The following is a 20978-nucleotide window of genomic DNA, read 5'->3' as shown; positions in this document are numbered from 1 at the left end:
CTGGCCGCCTCACCGCACACGACGGGTCCCAAACGTAGAAAATCCGTTCCCGGCCCGTTGGGCGCCTCGGCGCCTCAGCTCACCGGACAGCCGGTCTGCGCGATGTCGTCCACGAGGTCGGCGAGGCCGATCTCCGGGTTCAGCGCGCGGACCACGTCCTCGGTCAGCGGACGCAAGGACATGACATGCCGGACCGCCTCCAGATCGACCGGAACCTCGTAGTAGTCCTCGGCCCACTCCTGAAAGGCCTCAGGGGACCGGTCCACCAGCAGCTGGAAGAGATAGTCGGCACCGTCCGGGTCGTCCGTCTGCCCATCGGGGAAGTCGATGGCCCCCGTCCGCCAGCCGTCGTCTCCCACCTCACGCCATATGCACGCGGTGACGCGCGGCATGCCGTCGTCACAGAACGCGGGCTCCTCGACGTACGCCTTGAAGACATCGGGGACGTCGTCGAGCACACCGGGCCAGGGCCCGTCCTCCGCGTAGGGGCTCATGGGCGACTCATGATCGAACCCCCGGACGAAGACTCCGGCGGCCGAGAAGACTATGGAGTACTCGTCACCGGATCCGTTCCGCATCGAGGCCATGGCCTCGCCCTCGGACCAGTGCGCGTCGAATGAGTGGTACCGATCTCCCCACTCGGGACTCAGCCCGGCCTCCAGCACGGCCAACGCACGGCAGTGCTCACGGAGGACAGCGATCTCGGGCAACTTCCGGGCAACATCATGAACGGTCACCCGTCCATAGAAGCGCACACCACTGACAACGGGTGCCGACGGTCAACGCGGTGGAGGCTGTTCGATCACACCTCCGCGATGAGGCGCGGGGAGGTGGCCCTTCGCCCCGGCGGGCAGGGCGTCGAGGCAGGCCTGGGAGCAGGCGTTGACCAGGAGCGGCAGAACGTCGGTCGCCACCGTCCGCGAGAGCCACGCCTGGTGCGGGCCCGTCACCGGGATCGGCCCGTCGCAGACACTGCACGTGAGGGCGGCCGTGGTGCCCCAACGGGCGGGATCCAGGTTTCCGACGTCCAGGACGGTGTCGCCGGGCGGGAGAAGCCGCGGGAACGGCGGCCGGTACTTGTAGTTGCCGTAGATCGAGCGCGTACTCACCGTGCTGGCGGCCAGCCGAGCGCACCGCGTGAGTTCGTACGGGAACCAGTGCAGTCGCCGGGAGGTGTAGGGGCTGAACTCCTCCAGGTTCGTCATGCCGCCGATCTCCGGAGGTACGCGCACCAGGTTGCTTCCGTACAGGACAAGGCTCCGCACCGCTGTCAGCCGCCCGATCGACGCCGGCAGGGTCACGATCTGCCGCCGCTCCTCGGGACTCAGCTCCGGCAGCGGACGGAACTCCTCCCGCCCGTCGGCCACCGCCGCGTCGATCATCTCGAGCAGCGTGAGCCAGCCCGGGGCGGTGGTGTCCTGCACATCGGCGTGGAAGGACGTCGTAGCACCGGGCGGACTCCCGTGCACCTGGCTGAAACAGTCGCAGTCGTCCTGCGGCACCCCGGTCCGGGAGTCCACCGCCTCGGGAAACCGGTTCGGGAAGAGCCGCGGGGGTGACTGTTCGTCTGTCATGGCGCAACGATAGGGAGACGGCGTGCGCCGGCGCAGCCGTGTCACTCGGCTCGCTACAACTCCCACCACTCACCCAGAGGACCGACCGCCCACGTCTGCGTGAAGTCGAGCACCAACTCCCACGCCCGATCGGTCTCGAGGACGAAGTCGCCCGTGAACACGGCGAGTTCCTCCATGACCGGCACGTCGACCTCGGCTTCCGGGGGCACGGTGCCGTCTCCCACGAGCAGAGAAATCCGCTCGCGGTCATGCATCAGATGGACCACGGCATGGTCTTCCCGGAAGGCCAGGGTGAGGACCGGGAACTCCTGGTCCGACGACCGAACCTCTACATACCCCTGACCAAGAGCACGCAGGTCGCTGAAGCGGTCCGCAAGATCCTTCACCTCGGAACGTCTCTCCACCAGATGGAACGGCTCCGAATCCGGCGCCGTCGCCGCCCAGACCACGCTCACCCAGACCCTCTTCCTCACCCGGGCCGTCGCCCGGAACAAAGAGCCACGCTCTCACGACACTCTCAGGTAGACGACGCGGACATGTACGCCTTCCTGCAGATCAGCACTGTTGACAGCCCCAACGGAAGCGGGGCCTCGTGCGGTCACCACCCCGGCCACCTGTGCGACGGCGTGACGTGTCTCACCGGAACTCGCCCTCACCGTACGTCAGTTCAAGACGTGACCGGAGATGGATGGAGGCGTGGCGGCACCGTCCGCTCCAAGCTGCGCAAGCTCGCCGACGCGCAACTGCTCGAAGAAAAACGGGAACTCACCCGCACGAACCGGCAGATAACAGGTGATCGCGGATACGCGGTCCGGTCCGCACAGGAAGGAAACCGATGAACGCCAGCCCCTCCCACCGGCCCCACCCGGCCGAGTGGACGGAGACGCAGAGTCTGCTGCCCTCCACCGAGCGGGATCTGCCGGCGGGCCGCCACCAGTTCCACAAGGAGCAGATGATGGCCCGAATCCACGAAGACCTCCGCACCGCGTCCCATACGTCCGCCACCTCCTCCCATACGTCCGCCACCCCCTCCCGTACATCCGCCATCTCCCCGGTCGCCCCCGTGAAGCGCTCCAACCCGTTCCTGCGCCGCACGATCCTCCTGCCCGCCGCGGCCCTCGCCCTGACCGGCGCGGTCGCCGGCGGCCTCGCCCTCACCGGCCACGGAACCGACGGCGGAACCGACGGCGGAACCGACGACGGCAGGACCGCCCTGGCCACCGGCCCCGCCCTGACCACCACGATCGGCGTCGCCGACCCCAAGGGCGCCCCCCAGCTCCTCGACCGCATCTCCCTGGCCGCCGCCGACACCTCCGTGCCCACCCCGCACAGGGGCCAGTACATCTACATCGCCTCGAAGGTGGCCGACAGCTACATCAAGGCCGACGGCGACAAGCACGAGGGGGTCAGCAGCGAACTGCACTCCCGCCAGGTCTGGAACTCCCTCGACGGCAGGGACGGCTGGCTGATCGAGGCCGGCGAGACCAGCGACAAGAGCATCACCCTGAAGAGCGACACCCCGTTCAGCGGCGCCTACGACGCCCTGGCCGCGCTGCCGACCGACCCCGACGCGCTGCTGCGACGCATCTACCGTGCGTCGGATGCCAACCGGGACCCCGAAGTCCCGCGCGACCAGGCCGCCTTCGTCGCGATCGGCGATCTGCTGACCGAGAGCTACCCGCCCGCCGAGGTCGGCGCCGCCCTCTACAAGGCCGCGGCCAAGATCCCCGGAGTCGTCTCGGTGGATGACGCGGTCGACGCCACGGGCCGGCACGGGGTCGCGATCGCCCGGCAGAACGACACCGACGGCGAGCGCACCGAGTGGATCTTCGACAAGAAGACGCTGCAGTTCCTCGGCGAGCGCGTCGTGGTGGTCAAGGCCACGGCGGACAGTCCCCTCAAGGTCGGCACCGTCACGTTCACCAGCGCGATCACCGAGCGCGCGGTCGTCGACGCCGCCCAGCAGGTCCCCGGGCAGGTGAGCTGAATGCGCGACAGAACCACAACCGCCTCGCTGGCCGCCCTGCTGGTGGCGGGGCTGATGACGGGCGTCTCGGTGGCGGCCACGGGCTCCGGCCTCGGCGTACGGACGCAGGGCACCGCCACCGTCGCGGCGCCCGGCAGCCCCGCCCTCGGCGCGCGGACCGCCGGCTCCCCCTCCGCGGCCGGCCGGTACGTCACCCTCCTCACCGGCGACCGGGTCCTGCTGGACGCCCGGGGCCGGGTGACGGGCGTACGGCGGGCACCGGGCCGTGAGCACGTCCCCGTGTCCGTGCGCGGCGTCGGGGACGATCAGTACGTCGTCCCCGCCGACGCCGCCGCCCTGATCGGCCAAGGCGTCCTGGACATGCGGCTGTTCGACGTCAGCGGCCTGATACGGGCCGGCTACGACGACACCCGGCGCGGCACGCTCCCGCTGATCGTGTCGTACGAGGGCAGGTCCGCCCAGCGCAGGAGCACCCAGAAGTCACTGGTCGCGGACGCGGACGCCACTGTGCGCCGGGAGCTGCCCAGCGTGGCGGGCGCCGCGATCACCGTACCCAAGGCCGGGGCGGACGACATGTGGCAGGCCCTCACCGAGGAGCAGGGAGTCGCGCGGGTCTGGCTGGACGGCCGCTTCAAGGCACCGGCGGCCGAAGACGGCGCGAAGTCCGTGGAGACGGACGGGAGGGCTGACGGGAAGGCCGACGGGAGGGCTGATGGGAAGGTCGACGGGGGGACCGGCGGCGCGGACGAGGAGCCGGGCGGCGGCGTCGCGCAGATCGGCGCCCCGGCCGCCTGGGCCGCCGGATACGACGGCAAGGGCGTCAAGGTCGCCGTCCTGGACACCGGAATCGACACCACCCACCCGGACCTCGCCGCGGCGGTGAAGGCCTCGAAGAACTTCACCGCCACCGGCAGCACCGACGACATGGCCGGACACGGCACCCATGTGGCCGCGACGCTGGCGGGCTCCGGTGAACGGTCCGGCGGCCGGTACAAGGGCGTCGCGCCTGGAGCCGGGATCCTCAACGCCAAGGTGCTGGACGACAGCGGCGAGGGCAGCGACTCCAGCGTCATCGCCGGCCTGGAGTGGGCCGCCGGGCAGGGCGCCAAGGTGGCCAACCTCAGCCTGGGCCAGGAGGACACCCCGGGGGAGGACCCGGTCGAGGCGGCGGTGAACGCCCTCTCGAAGAGCACCGGCATGCTCACCGTCGCCGCGGCCGGCAACGAGGGCCCCGACGCGGGAACCGTCGGCTCCCCGGGGGCCGCGGAGTCGGCGCTCACCGTGGGCGCCGTCGACGGCGAGGACCGGATGGCCGACTTCTCCAGCACCGGCCCGACCGCCGACAGCGCGCTGAAACCGGACCTCACGGCGCCGGGCGTGGACATCGTCTCGGCGAGGGCGGCGCACGGCCACATGGGCGACCCGGCCGCCGACGGCTATGTCTCCATGTCCGGTACGTCGATGGCGACGCCGCATGCCGCGGGGGCGGCCGCGATCCTCGCGCAGCGGCACCCCGACTGGACCGGAGCACGGATCAAGCAGGCGCTCACCGCGTCCACCACCCCGACCACCGGCGCGACCGGCTACCAGCAGGGGACGGGCCGGCTCGACGTGTCCCGGGCACTGGAGGCGGCGGTGGCGAGCGAACAGACCTCCGTGTCCTTCGGCAAGCAGCTGTGGCCCCACACCGACGACCGGCCGGTCACCCAGCACATCACCTACCGCAACGACGGCGACCACCCCGTCACCCTGGACCTGACGGCCACCGCGAGCGGCCCCGGAGGCAGCACGGCCCCCGAAGGCATGTTCACGCTGAGCACCCCTCAGCTCACCGTCCCGGCGGGCGGCACCGCCGGCGTCGACCTCACCACGGACACCCGCGTCCAGGCGGCGGACGGCGCCTACTCGGGCACGCTGCTCGCCACCGCGCGGAACGGCGCCGACCCCTCGGCCGCGGAACCTGCGGCGGCCGACCGCACTGCCGTACGGACCGCCTTCGGCGTCGTACGCGAGGCCGAGGCATACGACCTCACCCTGAAGTTCCTCGACCGTGGCGGCAAGCCTGTGAGCGCTCCGCTGACCGAGATCCTCGGGTACTCGGGCACGTACTGGACCACGAACCTCGCGGACTACCAGCAGATCTCCAAGGGCGTGTACCGGGTGCGGGTCCCGCGCGGCGACTACGTCGTGGACACCGTGCTGGCCGACGCCGGGGGCACCTCCGCGCTGGTCCGGCCCCGACTCTCCCTCACCCGGGACACCACGGTCGTCTTCGACGCACGCAAGGCGAAGCCGGTCGGGATCACCGCACCGCAGGGCGCGAAGATGTCCGACGGCCAGCTCAACCTGGCCGTGGGCACCGGGGACACCGGGAGCACCGGGGGCACCGGGGGCGGACCGCACAACAGCACCCTGTTCTGGGGAGCGTTCAACAACCTCCGCACCGCGACCCTGGGACCGACCGCCCCGGCCGGGAGGCTCAGCACGCAGCTCGGCGGCCTGTGGCAGAAGGGCAGCACCAGCTACCACCTGCTCCACAACCTGCCCGACCGCTTCCCCACCGGCTACCGGCACACCACGCGCATGAACGAACTGGCCCTGCTGAAGCGAAACTTCGGCTCGTCCGTCGCGCACAGCAAGGGCATCGTCAACGTCCTGTGGAGCGGCCCCACCCTGTCGCTGGGCACGGTGAGCGACCCCTTCCCGCTGCCGACGACCGCGAAGATCTACGTCACCACGCCCAAGGGCTTCAAGTGGGCGGCCAACCTGGGCCAGCGAAACGCCTCCGGAGACGACGACGTCTTCTACGGCACGGAGAGCGCGAGGTCGTACCAGGCGGGCCGGACCTACGCGGCCACTTACAACGTCGGTGTCTTCAGCCCGCTCACCGGCGGCCCGTACGGCGCACAGCGCGACGGCGACACGCTCGACCTGTGCCTCCCCGACCTCGCCGACGGTGCCGGACACCCCGCCTACTCCACAGCGAAGCGCCACACCACGGTCACCGCGGACGGCAGCACCCTGCTCGACAACGACGGCGACCTCTGCCAGACCCTGGAGAAGCTTCCGTCCGCCCCGGCCCGTTACACGATCCGAACGAACCTGACCCGCCCGCCGTCGGTAGCCACCACCACGAGCCGGTTGACAGCGGCCTGGACCTTCACATCCACCCCGTCCGACGCCGGCCCCCTGCCCCTCTCCACGGTCCGCTTCCACCCGAAGCTGACCCCGACCGGCACGGCCCCCGCGGGCCGCCGCACCACGATCCCCCTCTCCCTCCAGGGCCCGGCGGCCACCCACCTGAAATCCCTGACGGTGAAGGTCTCCTACGACGCCGGCAAGACCTGGTCCCCCGCCCCGGTGACCACAGCCCGAGGCAAACGCACCCTCACCCTGACCCACCCGCAGAACGCCCGCTCGGTCTCCCTCACATCCACCCTGACCGACACCACCGGCAACACCTACACGGTGACGATCCTGAAGGCATACCTCCTTACCTGACGGGGCCCGGACGCTCCTCGGCGCGCTCACGTGCCTGAAGCGACCAAGGGCCGGCTGTGGAGGAAACCCCTCCTGAGCCGGCCCTTCCGTCGGTGCCCCGGCAGGATCCGTGTGCCGGTCCGGCACTCTTTCCTGCGTCAGTCTGATGTCTCAGGTCGCCGGCGTGGCCAGCCTGTGCAGGGCCCGCGCGGCAGATGATCCGGGATCGGCCGTGATCAGGACGACTTCCTGGTCGTCCTCGGGCACGAGCAGGACGTCACAGTTCAACCGCAGCGTGCCGGTCTCCGGGTGATCGAGGGTCTTGGTGCGGTGCCCGGGGGCGTGGACCGGACGCGTCTGCCATATCTGCCGGAACTCCTCGCTGCCGGCGTGCAGTTCGGCCAGCAGAGCGGTCAACTGCGGGTCATGCGGGTAGCGGTCGGCGGCCCGCCGCAGCCGCGCCACCACAATGTGCCCGAACTCCTCGGCGCTGGAGCTCTCGTACATCCGCCCCTGGCCAAGAAAGCGGCGCCGGGCCAGGTTCGTCCTCCCGCTTCCGAGATCACCGCCGAGCAGGGCCTGGGCCAGGGGATTCCAGGCGACGACGCCGTACGCCGCGTCGGTGACGATGGCACCGGCCTCCGGCAACCGCTCCAGCATCCGGGCCACATGCGGGCGTACCCGCCGCACGGCACTGATGCCGGGCGGCGCGCTCGATCCCGCGAGGCGGAACAGGTGGCTGCGCTCGGCCGGCGTGAGCCGTAGTGCCCGGGACAAGGCGTCGAGGATCCGGGTGGACGGCCGCGGGCCCCGGGCCTGCTCCAGCCGTGTGTAGTAGTCGACCGACATGTGGGCGAGTTCCGCCACCTCTTCGCGCCGCAGCCCCGGTGTCCGACGATCGCTGCCCGTCGCCGTCATGCCGATCTCGTGGGGACGCAGGCCCGCCCGGCGCTCCCGCAGAAAGTGGGCCAGCTCCTGCCGTGCCATGCCGCTTCCTCCCACTGCCTGGTACAGGTTGTCCCTGGCAGGGCGCTCCCAGCCAGGGAACCGTGGTTGCCATGAACGATCGCACAGCTCTTGTCACCGGTGCCAACAAGGGCATCGGCAAGCACATCGCCCGGCTCCTCGCCGCCGAGGGCCTCACCGTGTACGTGGGCTCGCGCGACCGCGGGCTCGGACAGCGAGCCGTCGAGGAGATCGGCGAAGGCGCCCGCCTGCTGGTCCTCGACGTGACAGATCCTGACGGCATCGCACGGGCCGCTGCTCAGGTGGACCGCCTCGACGTCCTGGTCAACAACGCAGGGATCTCCCCGTCACTCGCCCTGCCGACAGACACGGGCATCGAGGAGTTCCGGCGCACCTACGAGACCAACGTCTTCGGGGTGGTGGCGGTGACCAATGCCTTCCTGCCCGCCCTGCGCCGGTCCCCGCAACCGCGCATCGTCAACATCTCCAGCGGCACCGCATCACTGACCTGGAGCACGAACCCCAACCCCCAGTTCACCCCGGGAAGCGGTGGCGCCGCCGCCTACCGCTCGTCCAAGGCCGCCCTGAACGCCCTCACCGTCCTTTACTCGCAGACCCTGGCCGAGCACGGCTTCAAGGTCAACGCGCTCGCCCCGGGCATCCGGGCCACCGACCTCAACCCCCTGGCCGCCGCCACCGGCAACGACCCGGCCGAGGCCGCCCAGGCAGCCACCCACCTGTCCCTACTACCCGCCGACGGCCCCACCGGAGGCTTCTTCTCCTGGGACGGAACCCCCGTGCCCTGGTAAACGACACCACCTGGCAAGCCCCCAAGCGCATTCACACAACGGCGGCCCTCCTCGGTCCGGACCGAAGCGCGCGCGGCAGCAGCACAAGAGGGCTGCCCCCACAGCCCCGCGCTCATGAGCACCGGTCCGGGTGGTCGCCCCACCGGCGGTCCGACGAAGGCACCAAGTTCCGCGGAGCGAGCAGGCAACCGCGCTGAAGCGCTCCTGGGTCGCTACGCCAAGTGCCCTCGACGCAAGACAGGACGCGCCCAACCACCGGATCACCAACGTCCTCGACCAGGAGGACGACTCCAGCGCCGGCCCCCTGATCCACGCGCTCCTCACCCACACCTGCGGCATAACGACCCCTGGACTTCGGTCCGAAGCCCTCGCAGCCTTCGGAACCAGACCTGCGAATCCCTGCCCTGCGGCCAGTCCACAAGTAACCCACGGCCCCCGACACCCGACCGCGCACGCTTGCACATACGCGAAGACCCCGGCCTCAGCGTTTCCGCTGGTGACGGGGTCTTTGGGCACCGTATGAAGGGTGCCCCCGGCAGGATTCGAACCTGCGCACACGGCTCCGGAGGCCGTTGCTCTATCCCCTGAGCTACGGGGGCGTGTCGGGTGCGAGGTGGTGGCTCGCGGCGACGGGTAGAACACTACCAGCTTCGTCGGGGTGATCAGGAACGGGTTTCGTGGGTGGACGGGCTGCGTCGGGTGGAAGTGGGGAAAAGCCGGACGCGGTGGCCGGTCCGCACCTACTCTCGAGTTGTGCCAGGCGCGTCGGGTCGGGTGCTTGTTGTGGACGACAACAAGGTCATCCGGCAGTTGATCAGGGTCAATCTCGAGCTGGAGGGTCTCGAGGTCGTGACCGCGGCCGATGGCGTCGAGTGTCTGGATGTCGTTCACCAGGTGCAGCCCGATGTCGTGACCCTCGATGTGGTCATGCCTCGACTGGACGGTCTGCGGACCGCCGCACAGCTGCGTTCCGACCCCCGGACCGCCCACCTTCCCCTCGCCATCGTCAGCGCCTGTACCCAGCACGAGGTCGACAGCGGTCTCGACGTCGGCGTCGACGCCTTCCTCGCCAAGCCCTTCGAGCCCGCCGAACTCGTCCGACTGGTCAGGCAGTTGATAGAAGGCGCGGGGCAAGCGCGCACCGACCGAGGGGACGGCGGTTCTCTCGTCGGGCCCGTCCTCGGGGGCGGAGACGCCGAGCGCGTCCGTCAGCACGGCGGCTGAGAAGCTTCGCGACGGCACGCGCTGCACCATGGGGCCCCGCATCCCCAGCCCACAGCCGCACGGCCCCGCAACCTCTGGCCCCTGCCGTCCCCCCGCCGTCCACATCCCGGACCCTGCCGAATCCCGCTCGCCTACCCACCCCCCTCCTCCCATACGCTGGTCCCGTGACCCCCGTCGAGCTCTCCCGTACCGTGCTGCGCGCGGTGCGTCGTGCTGTCGATGACGGGGAGCTGGACGTGGTCGTGCCGGCCGACGTGAAGGTGACGCCGCCCGGGCCCGGGGGCTGTGGTGACTACGCCACCAACCTCGCCCTTCAGCTCGCCGGTCCCGCCGGGCAGCCGCCGCTTCGAGTCGCCGAGATTCTGCGCACGCGTCTCCTTCACTGCGACGGCATCAGCGACGGCATCCGCGACGGCATCAGCGACGTCGTCGTCACCGGGCCCGGCTTTCTCAACATCAGCCTCCAGGGGGAGGGGGGCCACGCTTCCCTCGTCCGGGAGATCCTCGATGCCGGAGAGCGGTACGGGCACGTCGAACGGCCCACCGGGCAACTCGTTCAGCTGCACGCGCCCCACGAGGTCCGCGCCGTCGTCGTCATGGACGCCCTCGCCCGCGTCCTGCGCTCCCAGGGCGCCCTCGTCCGCACCAACTGCGCGAGCCGTCCCGAGCCCGAGTGGGCACAGGTCCTCGACGCCCACGTCGACACCCACGGCACCCCCGCCCACCTCAGCGCCCACGGCACCATCGCCCACCTGAACGCGCAAGACACCGTGCGACCGGTGCCCGCCCCCTCCGACCCCACCCCCCTCGGCCGTGACGCCGCCCGCTGGGCCCTGCTCCACCCGGCCGCCCACGACCGCCCCCGCATCACCGCCGACCACCTGGTCCAGCGCGAGAGCAACCCCCTCTTCCGCGTCCGCTACGCCTGCGCCCGCACCCGGGCCCTCAGCCGCAACGCCGCCGACCTGGGCTTCCGCGCCGAGCCCGGTCACCTGGAATCACCGGCCCTCGACACCCCTGCCCTCGACACCCCTGCCCTCGACACCCCTGCCCTCGACACCCCTGCCCTCGACACCCCCGCCCGGGACGTCCCCGCCCGAGACACCCCCGCGCAAGACATCGCCGTACCGCCGACCGCCGTACAAACCCCCAAGGCCCTCCTCAACACCCTCGCCGCCCACCCCCGCACCCTCCAGGCCGTCGCCGCGCACCACGCCCCCGACCGCCTTGCCCGGCATCTCGTCACCGTCGCCGATGCCGCGCTCCCCTTTCTCGTCACCGTCCTTCCTCGCGGCGCGGAGAAACCCTCGGCCGCCCACCGTGCCCGGCTCGCGCTCGCCGAAGCCGTCGGGGCGGTGCTGGCCGGCGGCCTGTCCCTGCTCGGCATCGACGCACCCGAACACCTCTGAAAGACGACAAAGATGAGCCGTTCCGCACACCCCGCCGGGCCCCGCCACGCCGACGTCCTCCCCGAGGGCCATTACTCGGCGCCGCCCGCCGACCTCAACACCCTCGACCCCAAGGTCTGGGCCCAGACCGTCACGCGGGACGACCACGGTGTCGTCACCGTCGGCGGTGTCGACGTCAAGACCCTCGCCGAGGAGCACGGCACCCCCGCCTACATCGTCGACGAGGCCGACTTCCGGGCACGCGCGCGTGCGTGGCGTACCGCCTTCGGGCACGACGCCGACGTCTTCTACGCGGGCAAGGCGTTCCTCTCCCGGGCCGTCGTGCGCTGGCTGCACGAGGAGGGGCTCAACCTCGACGTCTGCTCCGGCGGCGAACTCGCCACCGCGCTCTCCGCCGGCATGCCCGCCGACCGCATCGCCTTCCACGGCAACAACAAGTCCGAGCAGGAGATCACCCGGGCCGTCGAGAGCGGCGTCGGGCGGATCGTCCTCGACTCCTTCCAGGAGATCGTCCGGGTCGCGCACATCGCCCAGAGCCTGGGCAAGCGGCAGCGCGTGCAGATCCGGATCACCGTCGGCGTCGAGGCGCACACCCACGAGTTCATCGCCACCGCCCACGAGGACCAGAAGTTCGGCATCCCGCTCGCCGGCGGACAGGCCGCCGAGGCCGTGCGGCGGGCGCTGAAGCTCGACGGGCTCGAACTCATCGGCATCCACTCCCACATCGGCTCGCAGATCTTCGACATGTCCGGCTTCGAGGTCGCCGCGCACCGCGTGGTCGGGCTGCTCAAGGACGTCCGTGACGAGCACGGCGTCGAGCTGCCCGAGATCGACCTCGGGGGCGGGCTCGGGATCGCCTACACCTCCGCCGACGACCCGCGCGAACCGCACGAGATCGCCAAGGCCCTCACCGAGATCGTCAGCCGCGAGTGCGACGCCGCCCGGCTGCGGACCCCGCGCATCTCCGTCGAGCCCGGCCGGGCCATCGTCGGGCCCACCGCCTTCACGCTCTACGAGGTCGGCACCATCAAGCCCCTCGACGGCCTGCGCACCTATGTCTCCGTCGACGGCGGGATGTCGGACAACATCCGCACCGCGCTGTACGACGCCGAGTACTCCGTCGCCCTGGTGTCCAGGACCTCCGACGCCGAGCCGATGCTCGCCCGCGTCGTCGGCAAGCACTGCGAGAGCGGGGACATCGTGGTGAAGGACGCGTTCCTGCCGGCCGACCTGGCACCGGGTGACCTCATCGCCGTACCCGCGACGGGCGCCTACTGCCGGTCCATGGCCAGCAACTACAACCACGTCCTGCGTCCGCCGGTCGTCGCCGTGAACGACGGTGCGTCCCGGGTCATCGTCCGCCGCGAGACCGAGGAGGACCTGCTGCGGCTCGACGTCGGCTGAGCACAGGAACGCGCAAAGGAAGATCTACGGTCTTCCACCCCCGGACAAATGAAATAGATGTCTCATAATCCGGACGAGGGGCAGAAACTCCCGTCCGGTGAGTGAGACTGGTCCCACCGTGACGGTATGAGGAAACGAGGTCGGATGATGCGTACGCGTCCGCTGAAGGTGGCGCTGCTGGGCTGTGGAGTGGTCGGCTCAGAGGTGGCGCGCATCATGACGACGCACGCTGACGACCTCGCCGCCCGGATCGGTGCCCCGATCGAGCTCGCCGGTGTCGCGGTACGGCGGCCCTCCAAGGTGCGTGAGGGCATCCCGCAGGAGCTCGTCACCACCGACGCCACCGCCCTCGTCAAACGCGGGGACATCGACGTGGTCGTCGAGGTCATCGGCGGGATCGAGCCCGCCCGCTCGCTCATCACCACCGCCTTCGAGCACGGCGCGTCGGTCGTCTCCGCCAACAAGGCCCTCCTCGCCCAGGACGGGGCCGCCCTCCACGCCGCCGCCGACCAGCACGGCAAGGACCTCTACTACGAGGCCGCCGTCGCCGGCGCCATCCCGCTGATCCGTCCGCTGCGCGAGTCCCTCGCCGGCGACAAGGTCAACCGGGTGCTCGGGATCGTCAACGGCACGACCAACTTCATCCTCGACAAGATGGACTCCACGGGGGCCGGCTACCAGGAGGCCCTCGACGAGGCCACCGCCCTCGGGTACGCGGAAGCCGACCCGACCGCCGACGTCGAGGGCTTCGACGCCGCCGCCAAGGCCGCCATCCTCGCCGGGATCGCCTTCCACACGCGCGTGCGGCTCGACGACGTCTACCGCGAGGGCATGACCGAGGTCACCGCCGCCGACTTCGCCTCGGCGAAGGAGATGGGCTGCACCATCAAGCTGCTCGCCATCTGCGAGCGTGCCGAAGATGGCCGGTCCGTCACCGCGCGCGTGCACCCCGCGATGATCCCCCTCACCCACCCGCTCGCCTCCGTCCGCGGCGCGTACAACGCCGTGTTCGTCGAGTCCGACGCCTCCGGCCAGCTGATGTTCTACGGCCCCGGAGCGGGTGGTGCCCCGACCGCCTCCGCCGTTCTCGGGGACCTCGTCGCCGTCTGCCGCAACCGCCTCAGCGGGACGACGGGTCCGGGCGAGTCCGCGTACGCCGCCCTGCCCGTCGAGAGCATGGGCGAGGTCGTCACGCGCTACCACATCAGCCTGGACGTGGCGGACAAACCGGGTGTTCTCGCCCAGGTGGCCACCGTGTTCGCCGAGCACGGGGTGTCCATCGATACCGTTCGGCAGCAGGGGAAGGACGGCGAGGCGTCCCTCGTCGTCGTCACGCACCGCGCGTCGGACGCCGCCCTCGGCGGCACCGTCGAGGCGCTGCGCAAGCTCGACACCGTGCGGGGTGTCGCCAGCATCATGCGGGTTGAAGGAGAGTAACCAGCAATGACCCACCAGTGGCGCGGAATCATCGAGGAGTACCGGGACCGGCTGCCCGTCTCCGACAGCACCCCGGTCGTGACGCTCCGCGAGGGCGGCACGCCTCTCGTGCCCGCGCAGGTGCTCTCCGAGCGCACCGGGTGCGAGGTCCACCTCAAGGTGGAGGGCGCCAATCCCACCGGTTCCTTCAAGGACCGCGGTATGACCATGGCGATCACGCGGGCCAAGGAGGAGGGCGCCAAGGCGGTCATCTGCGCCTCCACCGGCAACACCTCGGCGTCCGCCGCCGCCTACGCCGTCCGCGCGGGCATGGTCTGCGCGGTGCTCGTCCCGCGGGGCAAGATCGCACTCGGCAAGATGGGCCAGGCCCTCGTGCACGGCGCGAAGATCCTCCAGGTCGACGGCAACTTCGACGACTGCCTCACCCTGGCCCGCTCGCTGAGCGACAACTACCCGGTGGCGCTGGTCAATTCGGTCAACCCGGTCCGTATCGAGGGCCAGAAGACGGGCGCCTTCGAGATCGTCGACATGCTCGGCGACGCGCCCGACATCCACGTCCTTCCCGTCGGCAACGCCGGCAACATCACGGCGTACTGGAAGGGCTACAAGGAGTACGCCGCCGACGGCATCGCCGCCCGCACCCCCCGGATGTGGGGCTTCCAGGCCTCCGGCAGTGCCCCGATCGTGCGCGGCGAGGTCGTCAAGGACCCCTCGACCATCGCCACCGCGATCCGCATCGGCAACCCCGCCTCCTGGAAGTTCGCGCTGGCCGCGCAGGAGGAGTCCGGCGGCTTCATCGACGAGGTGACGGACCGCGAGATCCTGCGCGCCTACCGGCTGTTGGCCGCCCAGGAGGGTGTCTTCGTGGAGCCCGCCTCGGCCGCGTCGGTGGCCGGTCTGCTGAAGGCGGCCGAGCAGGGCAAGGTCGACCCGGGCCAGAAGATCGTGTGCACCGTCACCGGCAACGGCCTCAAGGACCCCGACTGGGCGGTCGCGGGCGCCCCGCAGCCGGTCACCGTGCCGGTCGACGCGGCGACGGCGGCCGAGCGCCTCGGGCTCGCCTGACCCGGGATCCGACCCGGACTCCGACCCGGAATCAGTGGCTCCGCCGGGAGATCCCGGTAAGGGGTGCACAGGGGGCTTACGACACGCATCGTGCGCCTCCTGTGCGCCCTATGTCGCCACAGAACCTTCCTTCGATAGGCTGTACCGAACCCGCCCGCTGCATATGCCTCCGCGCATGGCAGGCAGCCGCGTCCTCTGCGCGGCCTGAGGGTCTCCGGATACCTATCGAACGTTTTCGACCATCACGCAGCTCAAGGAGTGTCATCGAGAGATGGCCGGTCCCGCCTTCCGCGCCGCCGCCGTCCGGGTGCGCGTCCCCGCCACCAGCGCCAACCTCGGACCGGGCTTCGACGCCCTGGGCCTCTCGCTGGGGCTCTACGACGACATCGTCGTCCGGGTGGCCGATTCCGGGCTGCACATCGACATCGCGGGAGAGGGCAGCGAGACGCTCCCGCGTGACGAGAGCCACCTGCTCGTACGTTCCCTGCGCACCGCCTTCGACCTGCTGGGCGGCCAGCCGCGCGGCCTGGAGATCGTCTGCGCCAACCGCATCCCGCACGGCCGGGGCCTCGGCTCCTCGTCGGCCGCCATCTGCGCCGGGATCGTCGCCGCGCGTGCCGTGACCATAGGCGGCGAGGCCCGCCTGGACGACACCGCGCTGTTGGAACTCGCCACCGAGATCGAGGGCCACCCGGACAACGTGGCCCCGTGTCTGCTCGGCGGCTTCACGCTCGCCTGGATGGAGTCCGGGGCTGCCCGGGCGATCAGGCTGGAGCCCCACGATTCCATCGTTCCGGTGGTTTTCGTGCCCGGGAAGCCCGTCCTGACCGAGACCGCGCGCGGACTGCTCCCGCGCACCGTGCCGCACGTCGACGCCGCCGCCAACGCGGGCCGTGCCGCGCTGCTGGTCGAGGCTCTGACCAGGCGCCCCGAACTGCTGCTGCCGGCCACCGAGGACCGTCTCCACCAGGAGTACCGCGCGCCCGCCATGCCGGAGAGCGCCGCGCTGGTGGAGCGGCTGCGGGCCGACGGAGTGCCGGCGGTCATCTCCGGAGCGGGCCCGACCGTGCTGGCACTGGTCGACGCGGACAGCGCCGACAAGGTGGCCCATCTGGCCGGTGCGGGATGGGCCGCCAACCGGCTCGACCTGGACGACCAGGGGGCGAGCGTGCTTCCGCTCGCGGCCGCCAGTGACATGTGAGATCCGGCGTGTGCCGGATTTCGAGAGGGGGAATGTTTGTTGGATCCGGTAGTGTTAACCTCAAGTCTGCACCCGACCCCACCATGGCGAGGTGCTTCACGTCCCCGTCCGGGACAGACATTCTTCCGGGAGCCTCCCAAGCCGCGCTGTGTTTCGTACGACGTACATGGGCAGTACCTCGTACGCGAGCACTGAGCGACTTGCCGGGCACGCTCCGGAACCGGTGCGACCAAGCCGCATGACACGGACACTCAGTGCCACGGCTGTCGGAAGCGCCGACGTCACCACATTTTTCCGCCGCTGAGGCGGACCACCGCCCCGGCTCGGTCCACAAAGATGGGACCGACGTCGGACAGCACAAACGGTCGCCGAGCCAGACAGGCCGACGTCCGCTCCAGGGAAGGACCCTTCGTGAGCGACACCACCGATCTGATGGGCGCACGTGTCGAGGAGACCGCTGCCGCGCCCGACACGGACGCCTCCGCGCCTGCCAGCGGTGCCGGCTCCCGGCGGCGCCGCGGTACCGGCCTCGACGGCATGGTGCTGGCCGAGCTGCAGCAGGTCGCATCCGGCCTCGGCATCAGGGGCACCGCGCGTATGCGCAAGAGCCAGCTGATCGAGGTCATCAAGGAGGCGCAGGCGGGAGGTGGTGCCCCGGCCAAGGCCGACACCGCCGCCGACGCCAAGCCGAAGCGCCGCGCCACCTCCAAGGCCCGCACCGGCGAGGCCGCCGAGAAGAAGGCGGAGGCGAAGGCCGAGGCCCCCGCCGAGAAGGCCGTGGCCCAGCAGCAGATCGAGATTCCCGGCCAGCCGGCCGCCGAGCGGGGAAGCGACGACGCTCCCGCCGAGCGCCGTCGCCGCCGCGCCACCGCCGAGGCCGGTGCCCCCGCGGGCGGCACCGAGACGATCGTGGCCGAGGCGAAGACCGAGCCCAAGGCCGAGACGCCCGCCCAGGCCCAGCAGCAGCCGCAGGCCGACGCCGACGGCGATGGCCGTGGCCGCCGCGACCGCCGTGACCGCGGCCGGGACCGCGGCGAGCGGGGCGAGCGCCAGGACCGGGGTGACCGTCGCAAGGGCGACGACCAGCAGCAGGGCCAGGGCGGCGGTCAGCGCCAGCAGCAGAACCAGCAGCAGGGCGGCGGCCGTCAGGACCGCCAGGACCGTCAGCAGCGCGACAACGGCCCGCAGGACGACGACGACTTCGAGGGCGGCCGTCGCGGCCGTCGGGGCCGTTACCGGGACCGCCGTGGCCGTCGTGGCCGCGACGAGATCGGTGGCGCGGGCGAGCCGCAGATCAACGAGGACGACGTCCTGATCCCGGTCGCGGGCATCCTGGACATCCTCGACAACTACGCCTTCATCCGGACCTCGGGCTACCTGCCCGGCCCGAACGACGTGTACGTCTCCCTCGCCCAGGTCCGCAAGAACGGCCTGCGCAAGGGTGACCACATCACCGGCGCGGTCCGTCAGCCCAAGGAAGGCGAGCGGCGCGAGAAGTTCAACGCGCTGGTGCGTCTGGACTCCGTCAACGGCATGGCGCCCGAACACGGCCGCGGCCGCCCGGAGTTCAACAAGCTCACCCCGCTGTACCCGCAGGACCGCCTCCGCCTGGAGACGGACCCGGGTGTGCTGACGACCCGGATCATCGACCTCGTGTCGCCGATCGGCAAGGGCCAGCGCGGTCTGATCGTGGCCCCGCCGAAGACCGGCAAGACCATGATCATGCAGGCGATCGCCAACGCGATCACGCACAACAACCCCGAGTGCCACCTGATGGTCGTCCTGGTCGACGAGCGTCCGGAAGAGGTCACCGACATGCAGCGGTCGGTCAAGGGCGAGGTCATCTCCTCGACCTTCGACCGCCCGGCCGAGGACCACACCACGGTCGCCGAGCTCGCCATCGAGCGCGCCAAGCGCCTGGTGGAGCTGGGCCACGACGTGGTCGTGCTGCTCGACTCGATCACGCGTCTGGGCCGTGCGTACAACCTCGCCGCACCCGCCTCCGGCCGCATCCTGTCCGGTGGTGTCGACTCGACCGCCCTGTACCCGCCGAAGCGCTTCTTCGGTGCGGCCCGCAACATCGAGGACGGCGGCTCGCTGACCATCCTCGCCACCGCCCTGGTGGACACCGGGTCCCGCATGGACGAGGTGATCTTCGAGGAGTTCAAGGGCACCGGCAACGCCGAGCTCAAGCTCGACCGCAAGCTCGCCGACAAGCGGATCTTCCCCGCGGTGGACGTGGACGCGTCCGGTACCCGTAAGGAAGAGATCCTGCTCGCCCCGGACGAGCTGGCCATCGTATGGAAGCTGCGCCGGGTGCTGCACGCCCTCGACCAGCAGCAGGCGGTGGAGCTGCTTCTCGACAAGATGAAGCAGACGAAGTCGAACGCCGAGTTCCTGATGCAGATCCAGAAGACGACGCCCACGCCGGGCAACGGCGACTGAGGCAAAACCTTCGGAAGGGCCGCCCCCTGTTTCAGGGGGCGGCCCTTTTTGGTGTGTCCTGGCGGGTTACGATCACGCTCTTCGGCCGCATTCGCGATGTCCGAACTTCTGATCCCTAGGGGGGACTTGCATGGGCATATCCATGTCCGGAGGTGCCGGTCGCCGGCACAGACGGCGACTGTGGATCGCGCTGCCCGCCGCCGTGGCCGCCACGCTGCTGGCCGGCCCCGCGCACGCCGCCACCGTCACACCCGCCCCGAAGCCGCCGGTCAAGGCCGTCTCCGCCGCGCCCTCGCAGGCCGAGCTGAAGAAGCGGCTCGTCGCCGCCGTGGCCGCCGACGACGGCTCCGGCGCGGTCGTCCGCCCGTCGAGGTCCACGGCGAGCAGCCCGGCCGTCGACGGCACCGTCTCGCCGATGATCATCGGCGGCACCACGACCACGATCTCCTCGGCGCCGTGGATGGCCCAGCTCTGGTACGTCGACGACCAGGGCACCACGGACACCAGCGACGACACCGGCTTCTTCTGCGGCGGCGCCGTCATCGCGCCCACGAAGATCCTCACCGCCGCGCACTGCGTCAAGGGCGCGAACTGGGCGAAGGGCGGTGTCGTCGTCACCGGCGCCACCCAGCTGCTCTCCGACGACGGAGACCTGCACGGCGGCACGGCCACGGGCGTGCTGCGCCAGTGGTACCACCCGTCGTACAACGAGGACACCATCGACAACGACATCGCGGTGCTGACCCTGGCGGCTCCCGTCAAGGCCACCCCGATCCGTATGACGACGTCCACGGACACCGGCTCCTACGACCCCGCCACGACCGGCGCCAAGACCGCCAAGGTCTACGGCTGGGGCCGGACCAGCTCGACCAGCGAGAACGTCTCCCAGACGCTGAAGACGGCCACGCTGCCCATCAAGTCGGACGCGACCTGCGCCGCGGCCTACGGCTCCTGGTTCATCAAGGGGCACATGGTCTGCGCGGGCTCGCCCGCCAGCGGCCGCGACTCCGGTACGACCGCGATCTGCAGCGGTGACTCCGGCGGACCGCTCGTCGTCAACGGCCGGATCGTCGGCGTCGTCTCCTGGAACGTGACCGACTGCGTGGCCAAGGGCGCCTACAGCGTCTTCACCAAGGTCAGCAAGTACGTCGGCGCGGTCTACCCGCGGGTCGACGACACCAACCTCAGCTTCGACCACAAGGCCGACCTGTGGGTGCGCAAGTCCTCCACCAAGGTCGGTTACGAGCTGGACTCCAAGGGCACCACCCTCGCCGCCCCGCAGTCCTGGGGCGACTGGAACGGCGTCAACCTGGTCCGGCAGACCGACCTGAACCGGGACGGCTTCCAGGACCTGATGTACCGCGTATCCGCCACCGGTGACGTGTACTGGCTGCGGTTCGTCCCGTCGTCCACGGGCGGTTCCTGGGCCGCCCCGAAGAAGATCTTCACCGACTGGCGGACCCGCACCCGGATCGTCACCCCCGGCGACGTCACCGGCGACTACAAGCCCGACCTGCTCTCCGTCGACTCCGCGGGCGTCCTGTGGATCTACCCCGGCAAGGGCGACGGCAGCTTCGCGGCCCGGGTCAGGGTCGGCGGCGGCTGGAGCCAGTACAACCAGCTCCTCGGCCACGGCGACTTCACCGGCGACGGCAAGGCGGACCTCCTGGCCCGCAACAAGACCACCGGCGACGTCTACCTGTACAAGGGCACCGGCAAGTCCGGCACCGGCGTCTTCGCGGCCCGCGTGAAGGTGCGCAGCAACTGGAGCGGCTACAACGCCTTCGACGCCGTCGGTGACATCACCGGCGACGGCAGGGCCGACCTCGTCGCCCGCACCGCCGGCGGCACGCTCTACCTCTACAAGGGCACCGGCAAGGCCACCAGCGAGATCTTTGCCACAAGGGTCACCGTTGGTACCGGTTTCCAGCAGTACGACATTTTTGGCTGAAACCGCTGGTGAGCAAGGCTCACTCT

General features: G+C 70.7%; 15 protein-coding genes, 1 tRNA gene and 1 pseudogene. 12 read left to right on the top strand and 5 right to left on the bottom strand.

What is annotated here, in order from left to right; all coding sequences use genetic code 11:
- Positions 1–74 precede the first annotated feature (74 nt).
- From H295_RS0117290 to H295_RS0117280, 3 genes are read right to left on the bottom strand one after another with little or no spacing between them, the layout of a single operon-like run.
- A complete protein-coding gene (locus H295_RS0117290) occupies positions 75–737 on the bottom strand; it encodes a hypothetical protein (protein WP_020136591.1) in 663 nt (220 codons plus the stop codon).
- Positions 738–779: 42 nt separating this feature from the next.
- Positions 780–1574: a leucine-rich repeat domain-containing protein gene (locus tag H295_RS0117285; RefSeq protein ID WP_234021629.1), complete on the bottom strand. Its 795-nt coding sequence runs from the start codon at positions 1572–1574 to the stop codon at positions 780–782.
- A 53-nt stretch (positions 1575–1627) separates the two neighbouring features.
- Complete coding sequence (locus H295_RS0117280; protein ID WP_020136589.1) at positions 1628–2029, bottom strand: hypothetical protein; 402 nt, start codon at positions 2027–2029, stop codon at positions 1628–1630.
- A 255-nt stretch (positions 2030–2284) separates the two neighbouring features.
- Between H295_RS0117280 and H295_RS47965 the strand changes: the two are divergent.
- The 3 genes and pseudogenes from H295_RS47965 to H295_RS0117270 all read left to right on the top strand — a co-directional run.
- A pseudogene (locus H295_RS47965) lies at positions 2285–2413 on the top strand (RNA polymerase subunit sigma); the annotation flags it as partial.
- Complete coding sequence (locus H295_RS0117275; protein ID WP_020136588.1) at positions 2410–3561, top strand: CU044_5270 family protein; 1152 nt, start codon at positions 2410–2412, stop codon at positions 3559–3561. The pseudogene H295_RS47965 and the gene H295_RS0117275, both read left to right, overlap by 4 nt.
- Entirely contained in the window at positions 3562–7062 is a 3501-nt protein-coding gene (locus H295_RS0117270; protein ID WP_020136587.1) for a S8 family peptidase, read from the top strand. It begins immediately after the preceding gene.
- Between the two features lie 150 nt (positions 7063–7212).
- Here the strand turns inward: H295_RS0117270 and H295_RS0117265 are convergent, their stop codons facing one another.
- Complete coding sequence (locus H295_RS0117265) at positions 7213–8028, bottom strand: helix-turn-helix transcriptional regulator (RefSeq protein WP_020136585.1); 816 nt, start codon at positions 8026–8028, stop codon at positions 7213–7215.
- Between the two features lie 71 nt (positions 8029–8099).
- On the opposite strand from H295_RS0117265, the gene H295_RS0117260 reads away from it, so the two are divergent.
- Complete coding sequence (locus H295_RS0117260) at positions 8100–8816, top strand: SDR family oxidoreductase (protein WP_020136584.1); 717 nt, start codon at positions 8100–8102, stop codon at positions 8814–8816.
- A gap of 527 nt (positions 8817–9343) precedes the next feature.
- Here H295_RS0117260 and H295_RS0117255 read toward each other — a convergent pair.
- Positions 9344–9415, bottom strand: a tRNA-Arg gene (locus tag H295_RS0117255).
- A gap of 106 nt (positions 9416–9521) precedes the next feature.
- Here H295_RS0117255 and H295_RS0117250 point away from each other — a divergent pair.
- The 8 genes from H295_RS0117250 to H295_RS0117215 all read left to right on the top strand — a co-directional run bounded on the left by H295_RS0117250 (position 9522) and on the right by H295_RS0117215 (position 20952).
- Positions 9522–10040, top strand: coding sequence for a response regulator (locus tag H295_RS0117250; RefSeq protein ID WP_028809450.1), 519 nt, complete (start codon positions 9522–9524; stop codon positions 10038–10040).
- Between the two features lie 164 nt (positions 10041–10204).
- Positions 10205–11449, top strand: a complete 1245-nt coding sequence (nrtL, locus tag H295_RS0117245; protein WP_020136582.1) for an ArgS-related anticodon-binding protein NrtL — start codon at positions 10205–10207, stop codon at positions 11447–11449.
- 12 nt (positions 11450–11461) lie between these two features.
- Positions 11462–12853, top strand: coding sequence for a diaminopimelate decarboxylase (lysA, locus tag H295_RS0117240; protein WP_020136581.1), 1392 nt, complete (start codon positions 11462–11464; stop codon positions 12851–12853).
- Positions 12854–12997: 144 nt separating this feature from the next.
- Entirely contained in the window at positions 12998–14290 is a 1293-nt protein-coding gene (locus tag H295_RS46725; RefSeq protein WP_020136580.1) for a homoserine dehydrogenase, read from the top strand.
- Between the two features lie 6 nt (positions 14291–14296).
- Positions 14297–15355: a threonine synthase gene (gene thrC, locus H295_RS46720; protein WP_020136579.1), complete on the top strand. Its 1059-nt coding sequence runs from the start codon at positions 14297–14299 to the stop codon at positions 15353–15355.
- 271 nt (positions 15356–15626) lie between these two features.
- Complete coding sequence (thrB, locus tag H295_RS0117225; protein WP_020136578.1) at positions 15627–16556, top strand: homoserine kinase; 930 nt, start codon at positions 15627–15629, stop codon at positions 16554–16556.
- 411 nt (positions 16557–16967) lie between these two features.
- Positions 16968–19001 carry a transcription termination factor Rho gene (rho, locus tag H295_RS0117220; protein ID WP_020136577.1) on the top strand — a complete coding sequence of 678 codons (2034 nt, stop codon included), beginning with the start codon at positions 16968–16970 and terminating at the stop codon, positions 18999–19001.
- Positions 19002–19143: 142 nt separating this feature from the next.
- Positions 19144–20952, top strand: a complete 1809-nt coding sequence (locus H295_RS0117215; protein ID WP_020136576.1) for a trypsin-like serine protease — start codon at positions 19144–19146, stop codon at positions 20950–20952.
- Positions 20953–20978 lie beyond the last annotated feature (26 nt).

The organism is Streptomyces sp. 351MFTsu5.1, assembly GCF_000383655.1.
GTDB lineage: Bacteria > Actinomycetota > Actinomycetes > Streptomycetales > Streptomycetaceae > Streptomyces > Streptomyces griseorubiginosus.
Note: the sequence above shows the minus strand (reverse complement) of the source record. Positions and strands in the feature narration are given on the sequence as shown.